Annotated in this window: 17 protein-coding genes, 1 pseudogene and 2 riboswitches; of the genes and pseudogenes, 12 read left to right on the top strand and 6 right to left on the bottom strand. The window is 48.0% G+C overall.

Features of this window, described 5'->3' with window-relative positions:
* Positions 1–83 precede the first annotated feature (83 nt).
* The 6 genes from ACFO5U_RS04710 (at position 84) to ACFO5U_RS04685 (ending at position 5,365) form a co-directional block, all read left to right on the top strand.
* On the top strand, positions 84–836 hold the full coding sequence (locus ACFO5U_RS04710) for a DeoR/GlpR family DNA-binding transcription regulator (RefSeq protein WP_377277134.1): 753 nt from the start codon (positions 84–86) through the stop codon (positions 834–836).
* Positions 833–1,756 carry a 1-phosphofructokinase gene (pfkB, locus tag ACFO5U_RS04705; protein ID WP_377277132.1) on the top strand — a complete coding sequence of 308 codons (924 nt, stop codon included), beginning with the start codon at positions 833–835 and terminating at the stop codon, positions 1,754–1,756. Before ACFO5U_RS04710 ends, pfkB begins: the two co-directional genes overlap by 4 nt.
* Before the next feature lie 4 nt (positions 1,757–1,760).
* Entirely contained in the window at positions 1,761–3,680 is a 1,920-nt protein-coding gene (locus tag ACFO5U_RS04700; protein ID WP_377277131.1) for a PTS fructose transporter subunit IIABC, read from the top strand.
* Positions 3,681–3,932: 252 nt separating this feature from the next.
* Entirely contained in the window at positions 3,933–4,307 is a 375-nt protein-coding gene (locus ACFO5U_RS04695) for a nuclear transport factor 2 family protein (protein WP_377277130.1), read from the top strand.
* A gap of 186 nt (positions 4,308–4,493) precedes the next feature.
* On the top strand, positions 4,494–4,742 hold the full coding sequence (locus ACFO5U_RS04690) for a hypothetical protein (protein ID WP_377277128.1): 249 nt from the start codon (positions 4,494–4,496) through the stop codon (positions 4,740–4,742).
* A 20-nt stretch (positions 4,743–4,762) separates the two neighbouring features.
* Positions 4,763–5,365, top strand: a complete 603-nt coding sequence (locus ACFO5U_RS04685; RefSeq protein ID WP_377277126.1) for a histidine phosphatase family protein — start codon at positions 4,763–4,765, stop codon at positions 5,363–5,365.
* A 125-nt stretch (positions 5,366–5,490) separates the two neighbouring features.
* Here the strand turns inward: ACFO5U_RS04685 and ACFO5U_RS04680 are convergent, their stop codons facing one another.
* On the bottom strand, positions 5,491–5,709 hold the full coding sequence (locus tag ACFO5U_RS04680) for a hypothetical protein (protein ID WP_377277125.1): 219 nt from the start codon (positions 5,707–5,709) through the stop codon (positions 5,491–5,493).
* Positions 5,710–5,821: 112 nt separating this feature from the next.
* Here ACFO5U_RS04680 and ACFO5U_RS04675 point away from each other — a divergent pair, with 112 nt between their 5' ends.
* The 3 genes and pseudogenes from ACFO5U_RS04675 to ACFO5U_RS04665 all read left to right on the top strand — a co-directional run.
* The gene (locus tag ACFO5U_RS04675) at positions 5,822–6,283 is read left to right on the top strand and encodes an SRPBCC family protein (RefSeq protein ID WP_377277123.1); all 462 of its coding nucleotides are present in this window, start codon (positions 5,822–5,824) and stop codon (positions 6,281–6,283) included.
* 234 nt (positions 6,284–6,517) lie between these two features.
* Positions 6,518–8,527 carry an ABC1 kinase family protein gene (locus ACFO5U_RS04670; protein ID WP_377279458.1) on the top strand — a complete coding sequence of 670 codons (2,010 nt, stop codon included), beginning with the start codon at positions 6,518–6,520 and terminating at the stop codon, positions 8,525–8,527.
* A 394-nt stretch (positions 8,528–8,921) separates the two neighbouring features.
* A pseudogene (locus ACFO5U_RS04665) lies at positions 8,922–9,008 on the top strand (winged helix-turn-helix transcriptional regulator); the annotation flags it as partial.
* A gap of 768 nt (positions 9,009–9,776) precedes the next feature.
* Here the strand turns inward: ACFO5U_RS04665 and ACFO5U_RS04660 are convergent.
* Together ACFO5U_RS04660 and ACFO5U_RS04655 are read right to left on the bottom strand one after the other, a co-directional pair.
* Positions 9,777–10,661, bottom strand: coding sequence for a DMT family transporter (locus ACFO5U_RS04660; RefSeq protein ID WP_377277121.1), 885 nt, complete (start codon positions 10,659–10,661; stop codon positions 9,777–9,779).
* Positions 10,662–10,832: 171 nt separating this feature from the next.
* A complete protein-coding gene (locus tag ACFO5U_RS04655) occupies positions 10,833–11,228 on the bottom strand; it encodes a VOC family protein (protein ID WP_377277119.1) in 396 nt (131 codons plus the stop codon).
* Positions 11,229–11,490: 262 nt separating this feature from the next.
* On the opposite strand from ACFO5U_RS04655, the gene ACFO5U_RS04650 reads away from it, so the two are divergent.
* Entirely contained in the window at positions 11,491–12,750 is a 1,260-nt protein-coding gene (locus tag ACFO5U_RS04650; RefSeq protein ID WP_377277117.1) for a YeeE/YedE family protein, read from the top strand.
* Between the two features lie 114 nt (positions 12,751–12,864).
* Here ACFO5U_RS04650 and acsA read toward each other — a convergent pair whose 3' ends face one another.
* The gene (acsA, locus tag ACFO5U_RS04645) at positions 12,865–14,568 is read right to left on the bottom strand and encodes an acetate--CoA ligase (protein ID WP_377277115.1); all 1,704 of its coding nucleotides are present in this window, start codon (positions 14,566–14,568) and stop codon (positions 12,865–12,867) included.
* A 66-nt stretch (positions 14,569–14,634) separates the two neighbouring features.
* A riboswitch (SAM riboswitch) is annotated at positions 14,635–14,742 on the bottom strand.
* A 75-nt stretch (positions 14,743–14,817) separates the two neighbouring features.
* Positions 14,818–14,926, bottom strand: a riboswitch (SAM riboswitch).
* Between the two features lie 281 nt (positions 14,927–15,207).
* Here acsA and ACFO5U_RS04640 point away from each other — a divergent pair.
* Together ACFO5U_RS04640 and ACFO5U_RS04635 are read left to right on the top strand one after the other, a co-directional pair.
* Entirely contained in the window at positions 15,208–15,975 is a 768-nt protein-coding gene (locus ACFO5U_RS04640; protein ID WP_377277113.1) for a helix-turn-helix transcriptional regulator, read from the top strand.
* A 28-nt stretch (positions 15,976–16,003) separates the two neighbouring features.
* A complete protein-coding gene (locus ACFO5U_RS04635) occupies positions 16,004–16,558 on the top strand; it encodes a TVP38/TMEM64 family protein (protein ID WP_377277111.1) in 555 nt (184 codons plus the stop codon).
* 35 nt (positions 16,559–16,593) lie between these two features.
* Here ACFO5U_RS04635 and ACFO5U_RS04630 read toward each other — a convergent pair whose 3' ends face one another.
* Entirely contained in the window at positions 16,594–18,189 is a 1,596-nt protein-coding gene (locus ACFO5U_RS04630; RefSeq protein WP_377277109.1) for a long-chain-fatty-acid--CoA ligase, read from the bottom strand.
* 213 nt (positions 18,190–18,402) lie between these two features.
* Positions 18,403–18,960: a GNAT family N-acetyltransferase gene (locus tag ACFO5U_RS04625; protein WP_377277107.1), complete on the bottom strand. Its 558-nt coding sequence runs from the start codon at positions 18,958–18,960 to the stop codon at positions 18,403–18,405.
* Between the last annotated feature and the right edge of the window lie 157 nt (positions 18,961–19,117).

Genomic DNA, 19,117 nt, shown 5'->3' with positions numbered 1-19,117 from the left:
GACTGCTTATGAATGATTATGATTGATTTTGTAAACGATTTCAAGTATTATCTATGTAATCAGACAGAAAAGAGGGTGACTGAATGCTGACCACGGAGCGGCATAAACTGATATTAGAGCTTGTGAAAGAAAAGCAGAGTATTAAAATACAGGAACTGGTCGAACTGACAGCAGCTTCGGAATCCACCATCCGACGAGATTTAACTGAACTTGAAGAGCTTCAAAAATTGGAGCGTGTGTTTGGCGGGGCAAGAAAAATCGAACCCAATATGCCAGAACCGAGCATTCTGGACAAAGCAGCGAAGAACCTTAAGGAAAAGCAGCTGATTGCGCGCTATGCAGCTTCATTAATCAAATCCGGAGATTCGATCTTTCTCGATGCAGGGACCACAACGTCTCAAATGATTCCTTTATTAAAAGAGAAAAATGTAACCGTTGTCACCAATGGGTTAAGCCATTTGGAAGCGCTGATGGAACAAGGCATCACTTCATATTTAACCGGAGGATTCATCAAGTCGCGGACAGGCGCGCTCGTCGGGCCGCAAACTATCCAGTCACTAGAGAACTACCGCTTTGATAAAAGCTTCCTCGGCGTCAACGGGATTCACTTGGACAATGGTTTTACCACTCCGGACCCCGAAGAAGCGGCAGTAAAGCGAAGGGCGTGTGAACTGTCGAAAAGCTGTTATGTATTGGCAGACCGATCCAAATACGGCAAAGTCAGCTTTGCCCACATTATGGATTTGAATCGCTCTTCACTGATCATTGACGAATTGCCGATGGATGCTGTGCACGACATCGAACTTAAAACAACGATTAAGGTGGTGACACAATGATATACACGTGCACGATTACGCCTTCCATCGATTACACTGCTTATCTAGACAATTTTGAAAGCGGCAAGTTGAATCGAACGGAGGAAGTGTATTATTACCCCGGGGGCAAGGGCATCAACGTATCCCGCGTCCTTAGCCGTCTTGGGATCAAGAGCCGTGCACTCGGCTATGCCGGCGGTTTCACTGGCAAATACATCGAGCAGTTTTTAGCTGATGAAGGCATTGACACTGATTTTATCGACACTGGCGAGATCACCCGCATCAATGTCAAAATCAAAACCGACCAAGAAACCGAATTGAACGGACCGGGACCCGAAATCAATGCACTTCAATTGCAGGAGCTCAACGACAAAGTTTCCACGATGACACGAGGTGATTGGTTTGTGCTTGCAGGCAGCCTTCCGGAATCGATACCGATGCAATTCTTCAAAGATCTGGCAGCTACTTGCCACGAAAAAGGTATTCATTTCGTGTTGGATACATCCGGTTCTGCATTAAAGCAATTGATCGACACAAAGCCATTCCTGATCAAGCCGAATGAACACGAGCTGGGTGATATTTTCGGTGTAACGATTCACACGCCGGCTGATGCCTTCCATTACGCCCATAAATTAGTGGAACAAGGAATCGAGCATGTGGTCGTGTCAATGGGCGGCGCAGGGGCGATTTATGCGAATAAGGATCATGGCTATACAGCCGAAGCGCCAAAAGGTAAAGTCGTCAACACTGTAGGCTCCGGTGATTCATTGGTTTCCGGATTTGTCGCTTCTTATATAGAGCACCAAGACGCTGTACGCGCTTTTCAATATGGCGTCGCTAGTGGAAGCGCCACTGCTTTCCGCACAGACTTATGCGAAAAACAGGATGTGGAACAATTGCTTGCTGAAGTAAAAGTACGGCCATTCGAGAAAAGGATGTGACAAAATGAGAATTACTCAATTATTGACAGAAAGCACCATTATCCTCGATCTTCAATCGGGATCCAAACAGCAGGTATTAAACGAACTCGTTGAGCAATTGGACCGTGCAGGCAAACTGATCGACAAAGCGGCCTTCACTAAAGATATACTCGCACGTGAAGAGCAAAGCACAACCGGCATCGGTGATACGATCGCCATCCCGCATGCCAAATCAGCTGCAGTCAAAGCACCGGCCATCGCATTTGGTCGCTCGTTCAAAGGCATCGACTTCGAGTCGCTCGATGGTCAGCCGGCGCATTTGTTCTTCATGATTGCAGCCACTGACGGTGCCAACGATGACCACCTGGAAGCCCTGTCCCGCCTTGCGACATTCCTGATGGATGAAAAATTCCGTGTCAGAATTTTGGAAGCCGAAACAAAGCAACAAGTGCTTCAAGTCGTATCGGATAAAGAAACGGAAGTAGACGGCCCAGCAGATGAGGTCACAGCAGCAACTGCAACAACGAAAACCTCAGGTGGGAAAATTCTCGCCGTCACGGCTTGCCCAACTGGTATTGCCCATACGTATATGGCAGCTGAGAAGCTCAGCGGGCGTGCAAAAGAGCGTGGCATCGACTTGAAAGTTGAAACGAACGGTTCCAGCGGCGTAAAAAACCGCTTAACGGACGCTGAAATCGCAGAAGCCGATGCCATTATCGTAGCAGCGGATACAAAAGTCGACATGGGCAGATTCGACGGCAAGCCAGTCATTCAAACGCAAGTCGGCAAAGCCATCTATGAAACGGATAAACTGCTCGATCGCGCCGTCGCAAAAGACGCACCGATCTATAAGCATGACCGCACGAAAGATGCCGATTCCGGAACAGAAACGAAGTCAGGCTTCTACAAGCATTTAATGAATGGTGTTTCGAATATGCTGCCGTTTGTTGTCGGTGGCGGTATTCTTATCGCCCTGTCGTTTTTCTGGGGAATCAATGCAACGGACCCTGCTAGCCCGCAGTACAATGAATTTGCAGCCATGCTCATGACTATCGGCGGCGGCACCGCATTCTTCCTGATGGTACCGGTCCTTGCCGGGTTCATCGCGATGAGCATTGCCGACAGACCCGGTTTTGCTCCAGGGATGATCGGCGGTTTGATCGCCATTACTGTTACAGGGGTTGAAGAAGCAAGCGGCGGTTCCGGATTCCTTGGCGGTTTGATCGCCGGTTTCCTTGCAGGATATGTCACGGTGCTGGTGAAAAAAGTATTCTCTGGCATTCCGCAAAGCCTCGAAGGCTTAAAACCGGTCCTATTCTATCCGGTATTCAGCATTCTTATCACAGGGGTCGTCATGATGCTGATCAACCCGCCATTGACTCAAGTGTATTCAGGAATTTCAGCATTCCTAGAAGGCCTAGGCGGAACCAACTTGGTTCTTGTCGGCTTATTGCTCGGCGGCATGATGGCAGTTGACATGGGCGGCCCTGTCAACAAAGCGGCCTATACGTTCGGCATCGCGATGTTAGATGCACAGAACTTCAACTTCATGGCCACAGTCATGGCAGCGGGTATGGTGCCACCACTTGGCCTTGCTATTGCTACAACGATGTTCAAGAAGAAGTTCACCAAGCCTGAACGCGAAGCTGGCAAGACGGCTTACGTTCTCGGTGCAAGTTTCATTACAGAAGGCGTCATCCCGTTTGCGGCAGCTGACCCGGCACGTGTCATTCCTTCCGCGATTGTGGGAGCGGCGACGACCGGTGCACTGGTCATGCTGTTCGATATCGGCCTGCGGGCCCCTCACGGTGGCGTCTTCGTCATCGGGTTGGTCGACGGCGGGGCAGCAAGTATTTTAATGTACGTTCTTGCTATCCTTATTGGTTCATTTGTCACTGCGATTCTTGTCGGATTGCTGAAAAAGAATGTAGCCGTCACAACATAACAGAAAAACCGCAATGTGGATGAATTCCGCATTGCGGTTTTTCTGTTTAATGCGAATTGCTTACTGGTGATAGTCTTAAGCTATGTAGTATTCTTGAAGTTATTTCCTGCGATAGGCGAGATGGCACTAGTCAGCATCAGAATAGTGGTGTAGTATAAAGTTAATTAGCGGAATATTCAGTATATATTGCATGGAAGAAAATCTTGGCAACTAAATACGCTTAGTCAACAAGCTGCCAAAGGAGGAGAGGGTATGAAAACGAGCAGCACAGCCGACTTTCTGCGTGACTTCAATAATGCATTTTTCAGCGGCAACCAGCAATTCATTGAACAGCATGTCACAGACGATGTCGAGTGGATCATGGTCGGAGCATCGCAATTAAAAGGCAAGCAGGCTTTAGTGGATGCCGCGTTCGGGATGCAGGACTATACACAATTGGATTTTGAAGTCGAGATGGTTGTTGCCGAAGGACTAAGTGGCGCAGTAAAAGGAGTCATGACCGCAACTGGAGGCAATGGGCGCAAGCGCAAGTACTGTTATTCCGATTTCTATGAAATGTCGGGAGAGGGCGAAGCAAAGATCCATAAGATGACGTCGTTTGTCGTCGAAATCAAAAAAGAGCCATAGTGCTCTTTTTTTAGTTATTCATCAATTGAAATGTAATAAACTACATAAGGAATTGCAAATAAAAACAATCTAGCCTTCAACAAAGCTAACAAATAAAGCAGCAGCAATTTGCCATGCCTTGCAATCTCTCATCTTTTTCGTCAATATTGAAAGCATAAGTTAAGGCAAGTCGAAAGGATGTTCGTAGTGGATTATTTAAAGTCTCGCAAAAATTCATATGGCGCATTGCTAAGCGGTCTGATTTTAGGTGTTGTTATTGCATTTCTAATCAATGACGATCCGGATACATCAACTTTGATTATGGCAGGGGCGATTGGCGTCATCATTGGAGAAGCTGTTATGTTCTGGCGCTGGCACAAGCAAAAACAATCCAATGAACAAGAAAGAAATGGTAAAAACACTCCCCAAAAAGATAGCAAGAATAACGAAAGATAAAAGAAAGGAAGTAGAAGACCATGACCACCATTTGCTTGATCCGCCACGGAGAAACGGAATGGAATAAAGTAGGGCGCATCCAAGGAACGACAGATGTGCCACTCAATGACAGAGGAATCAGCCAAGCGAGAGCGTGCGGTGCCCATTTGACGGCGGAAGACTGGGATGTCATCGTCACTAGTCCGCTAGAGCGTGCACGGCATACAGCTGCCATCATCAATGAAAACTTAAGCTTGCCGATGGTGGAAATGACGGAGTTCCAAGAAAAACATTTCGGCAAAGCAGAAGGGTTAACGGCCCAGGAGCGCTATGGCTTGTATCCGGACAAAAATTACCCGGGACAAGAACAGCCGGATGAATTCCGCAGCCGCCTTGTCAGTGGATTGACACAGTTAAACGAACAATTCGCCAATAAACGCGTGCTAGTCGTCGCGCACGGAGGGGTCATCCATACGATTTTGGAACAATTGGCTTTCGGGGAATTCGATGCGTCCGCAGTGCGCCTGCAAAACGGCGGGATGAACCGGATTCAATTTACCGAACAGCGCTGGCGTATTCAAACGTGTAATTTCATTGATCATTTGGAAGCAGTACAAGTCCAAGCAAAGGAAAAAAGATCGTGAACAGTCAATTTACCGGTAACGCACAGCTATCAAAAATTGTGAAACGCACTTTGAATGATAAACATTGGTGAATTGTAAGTAATAAAAAGAAACACCGTCGCAATTTGCGGCGGTGCTGGCTAAGGTCATGAGCGTTTCTTTTTAGACGTGTTAGGCGCAACAGTTTCTTTCGGCGGATCAAATATGCCGCGGCGATAGACAAAAACAGCAAGTGCGGCCATAAATAATGCCGAATTAAACCAAAAGACCAAATCATTCAAATTGCCGCTGAACACTAATGTGTTGACAACAGTCAAAATATGCATGGCCAATAGCAAAGTAAACAAAATTGTTGAGGTTCTCAATAACATCACTCCAAATATAGTCGGTTTCATTTAATTGTAACTGAATTAATATGCTTGCGGCGATCAAATATGGCAATCTGTAAAACAACCCAATCAGAAAGGAATGAACAAGATGGTGAAATGGAAAGAGCAGATGACAATCGATGCCCCGATCGAACGGGTGTGGAGTCTTTTTCAAGATGAATCGATACAATTGATTATGCCAAAAGTGGAAACCCACGAATTAGTGGAGGGAACTGCGAATGCCACTAGTGCAAAACACGCTCAAGTCTACACGGAAGGCAAGCAGCAACAGCGCTATATAGTCGAAACTTTATCATATGTGGATGAGCTGGACCGTAAATACCGCGAAACAACATTTACGATGGGGAAGATGTTCCGTGTCCGATATCATTTTCTCCTTGAAAGACTGGAGGGACAGTCGACACGTTTTACATATGAAGGAGAAAACAAAGGGATGAACTTAACAGGGAAGGCGATGCTGCTGGCAGGAAGCAAAAAAGCAGCGCAACAAACCGTCGTGGACTTTATGAATCGCGTAAAAACTCTAGCTGAGAAGAAGCCATCAAACTAAGCGATGGCTTCTTCTTAAAAATGTAACATACTACATAAGGTTTTATAAATAATTAAAAAAAGCCGACAAACAAAATCACCAAACAATAAAAGAAAAAGCAGGAAGCACGCAACAACATCTCGAAGCTATACTTGAAAAGTTTTCAAAGTTTATCCAGTTGATAAACAAACCAATTGGAGCTAAGGGCTTTGCTTTAATGAGCAGATCGACCTCGGGAAAAGGGGAATGGCTATGATCATTTATGTACGCATGATTGCAGAAATGCTGATCATTGCGCTTTTCATTTACTTTGTCAGTGGACGTCTCATGGGTTCGAAGGTGAACTTCATTAAACGGTTGTTGTCCGTCGTATTAGGCGTCGTGCTGACGACGTTTGTTTACTGGTATTCGTATTTGCGTTATATCGACTTTGTGGGCGATGAATATTCAACGATGTTGACGGACACGAGCACTGTCATTTGGATCGGCAGCATGCTGATGATTTCCATGCTGTTTTATCTGATCCTTGAGCTATTCGACCCCATCGAACTTGGAGACCGTGGCGAGCGCATCACTAACCGCAAGTTTATTTGGAAACGCCTGCGGAGTCGTTGGAGACGTCAAAAACGCTTGAGCAAAGTGCTTGAAATTGCCGTGAAAAATGGCATTTCGAGTACTTTGAAGTATGCCAGACACCGTGAAAATAACCGTGAATTGGCTGTTGCATTCAGACGGACGCTCGAAGAAAGTGGAGGCGTATTTATCAAGTTCGGCCAAGTGTTATCGACAAGAACGGATTTATTCGCGCCGGTATTTATTGAAGAGCTCAGCCAATTGCAGCAAAACGTCAAACCGCTGCCAAAAGAACAAGTCTCGGAAATTCTTCGTAAGTCAATGGCGCAGCCTGTTGAAGATGTGTTTTCAAAACTCGACAAAGAACCGCTAGCCGCTGCATCGATCGGTCAAATTCACCGCGGTGTACTGCGAAAAACAAATGAAGAAGTTGTCGTGAAAATGCAGCGGCCGGAAGTGAGTGCGATTATGCGCGACGACTTGGACATATTAGTGGAGTTTGCCGAATGGGTATCCAGCAAATCGACATGGGCGCAAAACATCGGTTTTCGGGAACTGGCAGTCGGTTTTGCCAATGGCTTGCGTGAAGAAATCGATTTTGAGATCGAAATGCGTAATATGATTCAAGTCAGTAATTCATTGGCAAAAAGCAAAAATCAAGTCAAGATCCCGAAAGTTTACAGAGAATATAGCAACTCGACAATCATTGTCATGCAATATTTCCAAGGAAAAAGCATTTCTAAAGGCAATGCGGTGTTCCGTCATTTTGATGTAGAACCAAAGCAGTTCGGACGCACCGTGCTGTTTTCATTCCTGGAACAGATGCTATTTTCAGGAATTTTTCACGCTGATCCTCACCCCGGCAATATATTCATCGATGAGACTGACGGCAAACCGATTTTGCTTGATTTCGGTTCGGTTGGAAGGCTCACTGAAACCCAGCAGGAAGCGCTGAACCATTTCATCATCGGCATCCAGCAAAACGATGCAGGAATCGTCCATGACGCAGTGGTCGATCTGGTTGAAAACAGCGATAAAATCGAAGGACACCGCCTTGAGCATGCCATCGGGGAAGTCCTTTTGAAAATCGCTTATGTCGACCGAATACCGACCGCTGAATTGATTCATTCCTTGTTTGACATGATCCGTGAATTTGGATTGGCATTTTATCCGTCTGTCGGCATAGCGTTGCGGTCGATGATCAGCTTGGACAGTACGCTGCATACCATCGATCCGAAATTCGATATGTTTACGGAAGCGAAGGCTTTTGCCAAAGAAACGAAAACATCAATGCTGAAAAAGCCCTTTAAAGAGCCGCGTGCGACAAAAGAGCGCATAGAAGAAGAATTGGTTCTTATGCTGCCGGAAATTGCCAAACTGCCTAAGCGCATCGACCAGCTGGTCCGGCGTGTAGAAGGCGGCAAGGTCATTCTGCATCATGATGTATTCTCTGATAAACATAATTCAGGGTTTGTCATGCAATTGTTTTCGCGCTTTGTCTTGCTTATGTCAGGGATTACATTCGGGATCATTTCAGCTGCATTATTGGCCATCGCTCAATTTATCGACACAATTTACGCAATCTATTTGAATACCGCGGCATACGGTGGATTATTCTTATGCGTCATTTTGCTCGTGCGCTTGTCGATTCAGGCGATCCGTGATATGAAACGCAATAACCATTATAAATAAAAATTGAATGCTGATTTTTTCTTGATTTTAAGATAGAGTTTGAAATCTTGAAAATGAAACATACAAAAGCCATCGCAAAATCGATCGATTTTGCGATGGCTTTATTTTGGACTATAGTTCAGCTTTCTAATTCAAAGAAATGATGTAATGTATCTTCCACGCTTTGAAGTCCGTTTGCTCTCAGATATGGCACACAAGGGGATATAACATTCAATGAGCGTTACCACGTACAAGTGCAATCCTGGAAAGTCCATAAATATAAATACAAATAGCTCCATGAACGGGATGATGATTAAATCAGCGATTTTCAAGGAGGCTGTTAAAAATAAAATCAGCAATAATAATGATCTGAGTCAAGAACAGATAGAACAATGCCTAAAAAGAAGCCTTTATACGCATTGTCTATAATGAAGCGCCGCCAAAAGCCGAATATGAATTGATCAAATATGGCTGGAGCCTGCAGAGGATTTTGGATTTATTGCGACATTGAGGTAAAACGGCATATCGAGATAATACATAGTAATAAATACGAAGTAGTGTAAGAAGGAATACTGAACGATCATTCGACGTAAGTGAAAGTCGCTTCAAGCAAATCGCTGAACTGGCTTTGTCATTTCAGGAAGAGAGGGAACGGCTGAATAGCCAGGATAATGAGTTAAAAATATTTTAGTTTACATAATATAAATTATAGGAAGTTGTGTCTCATTTAATAAGTATGCTCCTGACAGTGAGACGAAACGCATTTTTTTGTTCAAATACGCCGTTTTCAATGATTTATTCATTAGTGCTATTTATGTGCAACTATTGCTGTTCGATTGTAATTCGATAAGTATCTAGCCGCTGAATTATTTATAAATCGTTCCAGTTTGAAACTCCAATGACAATTCAACCGGTTACACAAAATGTATTCCGATTCATCAGTTAGTCCAGCTAATCATTAACTAACGACTCCCATGAACTTATTACGGAGTTTTATTAAGCTGTACATTACACTGAGTCTTGATTCGCTCTTTTCATCATTTCATCAGCATGTGCATGCCTTTTGTTACTTCATTACACATCCTGGGTCTTTCTAGTTAAGTCCGTCAATCTCTACACGGTATCAGCTGATGTTCTGTAACCAACTATGAGTTTACATCCATTTCTTCTAGTGACAAGACTTTTGAATTCGGTTAATATCTCGAATTCGAAATAACTGCTTTTAAAAGCTTTCCGCTCCTTACCGTCTTTCCTCGTTCGTCTTATTGTGCTAAATCACTTTTCCCGTCACGGGATCCCGCTTTTCCGGCCAATTCACGAGAAATATGCCGAGAAAAATGAAAGCCCCTCCGATCACTAGCGACAGCCCAATGTGTTCTCCGAGGATCAACCATCCGAAAATGACGCCGAAAAATGGCGCTAGAAACAAAAATGCGCTTACCTTCCCGGGATTGCCGTTTTGCAACAGGAAAAACCAGATCGCAAACTGAATAATCGATGCCGGTATCACCAACCAGAACAATATAAACAATGATTGTGCATTGATGTCGAATCGCTGGGGTTCAAAAAGGCTGCTGGCAATCAACAGCACGACACCACCGAACAGCATTTGGTAAGCGGTCAATACCCATGTATCCAAGCGGATGCCCCAATGTTTGATCAATAGCGTCCCAATCGCCCAGGAAATGGCGCTGGCGAAACCAAACAACGCCCCCACCTCCAAATTGATTTGGCTGCCCATCGTGATGAATACCCCGAAAAACCCGATCACCACACCGGACCACTGGACGACGCGGTAACGGATGCCAAGCGCCAGCGTCCCGAACAATACCACAAGCAGTGGATTGGTGAACGTTAAAATCGCGGATTCACCAGCCGTGATTGTCCGCAAACTAAGAAATATGCAGCCCATGACCCCAGCTGTCTGGAACAAGCCGATGATGAAAATATGGAGCCAATCTGACCAAACGTGCGGATGCTCTCGACGGAACAGCAGCACGAAGAAAGCCATCAACATGCCTGCGATCGTAAAGCGTACACCGACTAACAGTAGTGGTGACACATGTTGGAGGCCGATTTTGGCGACAGCAAACGAAGAACCCATCAAGCTCGTCGTAACTACCACCAAAAAAGCGAATAGAAATTTATTGTTCACGTGACATCTTCTCCTTGTCCCCATAGCAACTGGCCTATTTTCGATATGGTTTCATCGTATAGGAAAGCCGGCAGATAATCCTCCTTTTTTAAGGGTTTTTGTATTGTTTCCATAAAAAAACCGAAATGGCAAAGCATTTACGCCATTTCGGTGATCTCGATGATTGCACGTTTATGCGTTCATCACAAGGAAATTCCAGCGATGACCGTCGACATCCGCAAATCCCGCTCCATACAGGCCGTTGTGTTCACCTGGCTGTGCATACACGGTGCCGCCGGCTTGTTCGATCCGATCGATGAAATTGTTGACTTCTTCTGCCGTCTTCGCCGATAAAGAAAACAACACTTCTGATCCTAACGACGTATCGACGACTTCCTGCCGGGTAAACGCTTTAAAGGTCTCTTCTGGAAATAGCATGACATACAGGTGCTGCCCTTCCAAATAAAAAGCCGCTTGATGTTCATTACTCGAAGCAGCTTGAAACGTCAAAAACCCGGCTTGCTCGTAAAAGGCTTGTGCCGCTTGCAAATCTTTCACCGGCAAATTGATCCATAATCTATTGTCCATTCGGTTTCACCTCGCTTTGGTGCCTAACACAAATGCCTCCCAGGCAGCAGCAATTGGCCTATTCCCCTTTTTCTCTCTTTTCCACTAAAGGTTCTTTTCATTCCTTTTCCCAAGTATGGTTATCACAAACCTGCTTAGCGCATCTGTGTTCGTTGACATGCTGACTGTGCCAGATGAAGTGCCGCTCCGTTGACTTTCCATATAGGCTGCTTTAATATAATGTTTTATTCCCTACTAATACACTCAGAAAAGGATGGTTTATATGACGACTTCCACAAGGGTCCAACCGGTAGATGAAGCACAAGATCCTGTTTACCGTGATTCGACTGCATTAAACGCACCGCAAAAGGCGTTGATTGGAGGCGGTCTGGCAGTCAGTGCATTGTTGACAGTGTACTTGCTCGCCACGCAGCATGTGTCCCAAACCATCTTGCTCGGTCTCGGGCTGCTGCTTGGCTATACCTTGTTCCATGCACGTTTCGGCTTTACTTCGGCATTCCGCCGCTTCATGTCGGTCGGCAACGGCCAGGCGATGCGCTCGCATATGCTCATGCTGGCGGTGGCGGTCACTTTATTCGCCCCGATCTTGGCATATGGCTATTCATTCTTCGGCACCGGTGTCTCAGGGTATGTGTCTCCTGTCGGCGTCAGCTTAGTCGTCGGTGCGTTCATCTTCGGCATCGGCATGCAGCTTGGCGGTGGCTGCGCTTCCGGTACGCTTTATGCGATCGGGGGTGGCCGCTCCGTCATGTTCGTCACGCTGTTATTCTTCATTATCGGAACGACGATCGGTGCTTACCATTTGCCGTTTTGGACAGAGGACATGCCGGCATTTGAGCCGATTTCCCTTGCCACTTCGACAGGTCTCGGCTACAGCGGGGCTTGGCTGGTGTCGATCGCGTTGTTCGGCTTGATTGCATGGATCACTTTAGTGATCGAGAAAAAGAAACGCGCACCGAAAATGGCGCCGCTTCCGACCGCAACGGGCTGGAGACGGATTTTCCGCGGCTCTTGGCCGCTCGTCATTGCCGCTGTGGCGCTTGCCGTATTGAATGCTTTGACTTTGATGACGCGCGGCACGCCGTGGGGCATCACATCCGCATTTGCGCTATGGGGGTCTAAAATCGCTGAATTCTTCGGCATGGACGTCGCAAGCTGGGGCTACTGGCAAGGGGCGAATGCCGCCATGCTCGAATCGTCCATTTTCGCCGATTCTACGACCATCTTGAACTTTGGTGTGATCCTCGGTGCCTTTCTGGCATCGGCTGCCGGCGGCTTGTTCAAGTTCACCAAAATTACTGCCGGCAACTTCTGGGCATCCGTTGTCGGAGGTTTGATGATGGGCTACGGGGCGCGTCTCGCGTTCGGCTGCAACATCGGTGCTTATTTCGGCGGTATCGCCTCATTTAGCCTGCACGGCTATGTATGGGGAATACTCGCACTCGCCGGTACATTTTTCGCACTTTACTTGCGGCCGCTGTTCGGCTTATCGGTCCCGAAATCCAACGATTCGGTGTGCTAGCCAGTTTATATGGCATTTTAGTTAAGTATAGAAAAGGAGGCGTCCCCCCACGGGGAACGCCTCCTTTTTGATTGGATTTGTTCATTTAGAAAAGCTGCAAGCCATAACTCTGATTTACTGCTCGATAGGTTCACGGCTTTTCAGCTCCCTGCGCAAAATCTTGCCGCTGATTTTCGTCTTCGGTAATTCCTCGATCACTTCGATTTCACGCGGTGCAGCGTGGGCGGACAGTTTCGAACGGACAAACAAGCGAATGTCTTCGATCAATTCGGGACTGTGCGCATAACCGCTATTGAGCACAATAAACGCCTTGACGATTTCGCCGCGCAGTGCATCCGGCTTGCCGATCACGCCCGCTTCTGCGACCGCTGCATGTTCAAGCAATTTGCTTTCCACTTCAAACGGGCCGATGCGCTCACCCGAGGAATTGATCATGTCGTCGCTGCGGCCTTGGAAGAAGATATAGCCGTCCTCGTCTTGGATCGCCAAGTCGCCGGACAAGTACCAACCGTCGAACTGGAAATACGAATTGTATTTGGCCTCGTTTTGCCACACTTCTCGCATGATGCCCGGCCACGGAGCGCGGATCGCCAAATGGCCGATTTCCCCGTTTGGCAACACCTCGCCTTGATCGTTCAGGATGCTGACCGTAATGCCGGGGAACGGTCGCCCCATGGAACCTGGCTTAATGATTTCAGACGGCAAATTGACGATCAACTGGGCGCCGGTTTCAGTCATCCACCATGTATCATGAATTCGCAGGCCTAACTGCTCGCTTCCCCAATAAATCACTTCCGGGTTCAGCGGTTCGCCGACGCTGAGGATGTGGCGCAACGAACCGAGCTCATAACGCGCCAACACCCCGTCCCCTGCCGATTTCAGCATGCGGAACGCGGTTGGCGCACTGTACCAAACCGTGACCTTCGCCCGTTCGATCGTGGCGTACCAAGAATCAGCATCAAAGCGCCCGCCGTTGACGACGATGGTGGCGCGGTTCAGCCAAGGGGCGAAAATCGCATAGACCGTTCCCGTTACCCAGCCTGGGTGCGCCGTGCACCAATAGACATCGTCTTCTTTCAAGTCGAGCACCCAGTGGCCGGTCTGGTATTGATGGATCATCGCGCGGTGTGCATGGATGATGCCTTTCGGTTTACCGGTCGAGCCGCTCGTGTAATGGATGTTGAGTGGGTCTTCCAAGTCTACCCATTCGGTCGAAAAGCCATTGTCAGTGGTTTGTTCTACCAGCTCTGCCAATGAAATTTCACCCGACCGGCAGCGCTCGGCGCTGGCGGTAATAAAGACTTTCTCCAAAGACGGCAAATCATCCCGTGGTATGCGCACGGCTAGATCCGGGTCGGTGATGATGAAGCGCCCTGCGCAGTCTTGGATGCGGTCGCGCACAGCTTCTTCCATGAACGCTTCGAACAACGGACCGGCGATGGCGCCGAGCTTCACTACCGCCAGCATGGCGATATAGCAATCGGCATTTTTCGGCAGGAAAATAAAGACGATGTCGCCCCGGCGGACGCCTTTACTGTGTAGTGCTGCTGCGACGCGGTCGGTTTGTCTTTTCAATTCGTCAAATGTCCAACGCTCCTCGTATTCGCCGTTGATATAGTGAAGGGCCGTTTTGCCGCCAAAGCCGTCCTCGACATGCCGGTCGATGCATTCATGGGCCATGTTGACTTTTCCTGTCTCACTCCAAGTGAATTGCTTTTCCACTTGCTGCCATGAAAAGGAACTGCGTGCCTGGTCATAATTCTGCAAGTTCGGCTTGTTCCTGGGTTGAAAGCTTGGTGCCAATGATCGATTGCTCATGTGATGTGCCTCCTTTTAGTTATAGAAAAAACCCCGCTCATCAAAAGAAGAGGGGGTTCGGTCCTCAACTTATCTTTCAGCCTCGCGGACTGCAGGAAGTAGCACCTGTGCAAGCATCGCTTGCCGGTTGCTGGGTTTCGTCGGGCCTGATCCCTCCACCACTCTTGATAAGAAGTGTTGCTATGTAATTGAAAAACGAATAGCCAAAACAAAAAACAGACCTCTACGAGAGAAGGTCTGCTGTGCCTTCTCTTATCTTCCAGACGCATTCGCCTGTTGGAAGAAGCACCTGTGCAAGAAAGACTTGCCGGTTGCCGGGCTTCACAGGGCCAATTCCCTCCGCCGCTCTCGATAAGATGATAATTGTCTATGAAATTCGCTATGTCGACAATGGTAAGGCAGCGATTCTGGAATGTCAAACATTTTTTCCAAATAACTTGAAATATTCCTTGTTTTCCGACTTTTATAATCGGTATTAACTTGTGCGTCAAGTAAATCATATGCTGGAACGGACAGAACCTTTTATCAATTATTGCGCATCGTGCAGAATTTCCATGGCGATGTTCGAAGAAACCCGCTCCCAGCTCTTGATTCTTGCTATAATCAAGAAAGTCTACTAAATGAAAAGAGTGGGTGCTTATGCCAGTATCGTATTTTATCCGAACCATTGATTCCCCTAATCCGTTACCTGAGGCCGTCGCCACTCCGCTCCACCGCCACAACAAGACGGCGGAACTGTTGTGGGTGGAACGCGGCACACTGGAAATTGAACTCTCCGACCGTCGACTGGTGCTGTCTGCAGGTGATCTGCTACTGATTCCGGCGGGCTATTGGCACCGTCTGGTTGTTGTGGACGATCCGCAGCCCATCAAAAAACTGATTTTCGCGTTATCTGTTAAAGCGGCTTCTGTTCAACGGGCCAGACCAGCCAGTCCCATTTATACCAGTGCGCTGTTTGCGGAACTGGAGCGGGAACAGCAAGCGCCGTCAGCGTCATTCGGCAAAGGCCAAAAGATTGTGGAGCTTTTGCTGTTGGAGGTCGGCCTGGCCCAAGTGGCTCGTTTAACAAATCCTGTTGAGTCGTTTCGATTGCCTCATCTCTTGCATAACTTAGAAGAAACGTGCCATTTGCCGTTTTCACTATCCGAAACAGCGGCACGGACAGGCCTCAGCAAGTTTCATTTTAGCCGCAAATTCAAAGAACAATGCCACGAGACGCCGCTTCAGTTTGTCATCCGCTGCCGCATGGAATGCGCACAGCAGTTATTGCTGGCAACAGATCATGACGTTTCGTCCATCGCTTCCCTCTGCGGCTATAAGAGCGCGACGCAGTTCCATGCCGCCTTCACGCGCTTTAGCGGCACAACCCCTAAACGCTACCGCATGAAGCAAGCGGATGGCCTGTAATGCCACTTTAAAGGAGACTATTTATGTTATGACCATCGAATTAATGTACCGCTCATTGGAATTTGCGGCCCTGCTGCTATTCAATATCGCTATCGGTGCGCTTGGTTTTATCCCGAGTTTGCTCGTCACGCCAGTCAACCTCGACCGCTTCGGGTTAATCGGGGGCAGCGTGTTGTCCGTGAGCGGAGAAATTTTGGGCGCCTTATGCGGATTTTGGCTTTACCGTTACGGAGCCAAGCTCATTCCGCTCTCCTGGCAGCAACACCGCTGGTTCCGGTTTTTCCAGCGCCAACAAACAAAGAGCGTTTTTTGGTCGGTGCTATTGCTGCGCCTCGTGCCGTTTGTGCCGTCCGGTGTTGTAACAGCAGGCGCAGCCGTCACCCCTATCTCAACTCCGCTATTTTTTGCCGCAAGTTCACTCGGCAAATTGCCAGCGGTGGCACTGGAGATCGCGGTGGCGTTCGGGTTGACTGTTTTATTGCCGACACGCATGCTCTACAGCGTCTTGGGGATAGGGGTGGCCGTCATTGCCGCTCTTGCGCTCTTTCGCAAACGCAAGAGCGCATCATTAGATTCCACATAAAAGCGAGCGCCAATGGGGCGCTCGCTTTTTATTCGTTAATTGACTTTTTTGCCGCCGCCCCAGTACATTTCCCGCAATTGGAACTTTTGCAGCTTGCCGGTCGCTGTCTTTGGCAATCCCTCGACAAAATCAACCGATTTCGGCACTTTAAAGCGTGACATGTTTTCGCGCGTGTAATCAAGGATTTCCTGTTCGGTTACTTCCGCCCCCTTGTGCAAGACGATAATCGCTTTTGGCACTTCGCCCCATTTCTCATCCGGTACCGCGATGACTGCCACTTCCGCAATCGCCGGATGCTTGTAAAGCACGCCTTCGATCTCGGTGGAAGAAATGTTTTCTCCGCCGGAAATGATCATGTCCTTGATACGGTCCTGGATTTCGATAAAGCCGTCCGGATGCGTTACGGCCAAGTCGCCTGTGTAGAACCAGCCGTCGCGGATGGCTTCCGCCGTTTTTTCCGGGTCTTTGTAATAGCCGGCCATGACGACGTTGCCGCGTGTGACGATTTCCCCGAGTTCTTTGCCGTTCCAGGCGACTTCCTGTCCGTCTTCTTGGTTGACGACTTTCGTTTCGCCATTGAATGCCAATTCAATGCCTTGGCGCGCTTTAATGCTCGCCTGTGCATCGGCGTCAAGCTCGTCGAATTCATTTTTCCATTCGCAATACAATATGAATGGTGAGGTTTCCGTGAGTCCGTAAACGTGCATCATGTTGAGCCCGAGCGTCTTCTGCGCTTTGGCAATCAAGGCCGCAGCAGGCGGTGCGCCGGCTGTGCCCATGCGGATTTTGGTCTTCAGTTCAATGTCACGCGCTTTCGGATCATTGACCAGCATATTGACAACTGTCGGTGCGCCGCATAGTGACGTAATGCCGTGATTTTCAAACAAGTCCAAAATGAGTGGCGGGTCGACTTTGCGCAAGCATACATGCGTGGCCCCGGCTGCGGTGATCGCCCAAACGCCGCCCCAACCGTTCGTATGGAACATCGGCAAGGTATGCAAATAGACATCATCGTACTTGATCTCCAAATGGTGCAGGAAGTTGGCGCCGTTCAAATAATTCGTCCGGTGCGTCTGCATGACGCCTTTCGGGTTGGAAGTCGTGCCGCTGGTGTAATTAAGCGACAGCATTTGGTTTTCATCAAGCTCCACTTGAGGCAGCCGATCATCATCTCCGACCGCTCCAATGAACGCTTCGTAATCGGTGCCGTCCAAATCGGTCGTGTGGCCATCAGCCGGCGTGATGATATATCGTTCGATCGGCAACTCGTCTTTAATGTCCTCGATGATCTTCGCGTATTCCGCATCGACAATGAGCACTTTTGCATCGCTGTGTTTGATGATATAGCCCAAGTCTTTTGCGGACAGCCGGTAATTGAGCGGCACGATAACGGCGCCCAGCGGCGTGATGCCATAGAACGCCTCGAGCATATAATGCGTATTCGGCAGCATGACGGCGACATGTTCTTTTTCTTTGATGCCTGCGTTATGTAGTGCCATTCCGAGTTGATCGGCACGCTGGGAAAACTCCTTGTACGTAAAGCGCTTGTCGCCGTCGATCACGGCGACTTTGTCCGGATAATACTTTGCTGCGCGTCGTTTCCAGTCCAGTGGTGTCAATGGTACGATCATTTTGAAAACCCCTCTCGTGTCTCTTGTGTCCAACTGTTATATATCAAGTATAGAAAGGCTGGCACAGGGTGTCAACGGAAGTTTCCGAATTGGCGGAAAAATGAAACAATACACCATTTGTGTTATAGCACAACTTTCTTCGAGTGAAATGGTTTTGGCGTCAGTTGTTCTCTTCTATTCAGAAGGCCTCAGTGCTTTATATTGCATGTGCCATTACTCCAATGGCCTCTTGCTGTTGTAGTCGGTTGCGAGAATCGCCAAATAGTCCGTGTCTTCGAACACGCCGTTCATCCGGAATTCCTGCTTGAAACGCCCTTCGAAAGCCATGCCGCTGTTTTCCAGCACTTTGCGCGACGCGGGGTTGCGCACCAGGCAACGGCCGAACAAGCGGTTCAAGCCGTGATCAGTAAAACCGATATCCACCAGTTTAAGGCACGCTTCAGTCGCGTAGCCCTTCCCCCACTCCGTGGGATCGATGAAATAGCCGACTTCCCCGGATTGATGGGTTTGTGACACACTCACCAACCCGCAATTGCCGATATAGCGATCCGGCTGCTCTTTGGCGAATACGGCGTATTCAAAGGCACTTCCTAATTCAAAGCTTTTTTGCAAATACAACAGCCACGCGTCGAGTTGTTTTCGTGGATACGGATGCGGAATCATCAACATCGTATCGGCAATTTCTTTTTTAGAAACAACCTTAAACACATCGTCTGCCATCTGATCGGTATAGGGCTTCAACAGCAGCCGTTCGGTTTCAATCATCACCATCAGTCCCCTCCCAGTTCATTCATCTGGTCATACAGTAAATCAATGCAATGCATTTGTCGAGACAGCGGATTTGGATCATTAATAAAAGCAGACTGTTAACCAGCTGTTATGACTAATTTGAAATCGTGCTTTATTCAATATTGACTATGGAAATTCA

The organism is Planococcus dechangensis (assembly GCF_042654465.1).
In the GTDB taxonomy this organism is placed as follows: Bacteria; Bacillota; Bacilli; order Bacillales_A; family Planococcaceae; genus Planococcus; species Planococcus dechangensis.
Note: the sequence above shows the minus strand (reverse complement) of the source record. Positions and strands in the feature narration are given on the sequence as shown.

Excerpts from the sequence above, each read along its gene's own strand:
- ACFO5U_RS04650 (WP_377277117.1), top strand. The coding sequence starts at position 11,491 with ATGACGACTTCCACAAGGGTCCAACCGGTAGATGAAGCACAAGATCCT.
- ACFO5U_RS04685 (WP_377277126.1), top strand. The coding sequence starts at position 4,763 with ATGACCACCATTTGCTTGATCCGCCACGGAGAAACGGAATGGAATAAA.
- acsA (WP_377277115.1), bottom strand. The coding sequence starts at position 14,568 with ATGAGCAATCGATCATTGGCACCAAGCTTTCAACCCAGGAACAAGCCG.
- ACFO5U_RS04655 (WP_377277119.1), bottom strand. The coding sequence starts at position 11,228 with ATGGACAATAGATTATGGATCAATTTGCCGGTGAAAGATTTGCAAGCG.
- ACFO5U_RS04640 (WP_377277113.1), top strand. The coding sequence starts at position 15,208 with ATGCCAGTATCGTATTTTATCCGAACCATTGATTCCCCTAATCCGTTA.
- ACFO5U_RS04635 (WP_377277111.1), top strand. The coding sequence starts at position 16,004 with ATGACCATCGAATTAATGTACCGCTCATTGGAATTTGCGGCCCTGCTG.
- ACFO5U_RS04710 (WP_377277134.1), top strand. The coding sequence starts at position 84 with ATGCTGACCACGGAGCGGCATAAACTGATATTAGAGCTTGTGAAAGAA.
- ACFO5U_RS04695 (WP_377277130.1), top strand. The coding sequence starts at position 3,933 with ATGAAAACGAGCAGCACAGCCGACTTTCTGCGTGACTTCAATAATGCA.
- ACFO5U_RS04700 (WP_377277131.1), top strand. The coding sequence starts at position 1,761 with ATGAGAATTACTCAATTATTGACAGAAAGCACCATTATCCTCGATCTT.
- ACFO5U_RS04625 (WP_377277107.1), bottom strand. The coding sequence starts at position 18,960 with ATGGTGATGATTGAAACCGAACGGCTGCTGTTGAAGCCCTATACCGAT.
- pfkB (WP_377277132.1), top strand. The coding sequence starts at position 833 with ATGATATACACGTGCACGATTACGCCTTCCATCGATTACACTGCTTAT.
- ACFO5U_RS04630 (WP_377277109.1), bottom strand. The coding sequence starts at position 18,189 with ATGATCGTACCATTGACACCACTGGACTGGAAACGACGCGCAGCAAAG.
- ACFO5U_RS04675 (WP_377277123.1), top strand. The coding sequence starts at position 5,822 with ATGGTGAAATGGAAAGAGCAGATGACAATCGATGCCCCGATCGAACGG.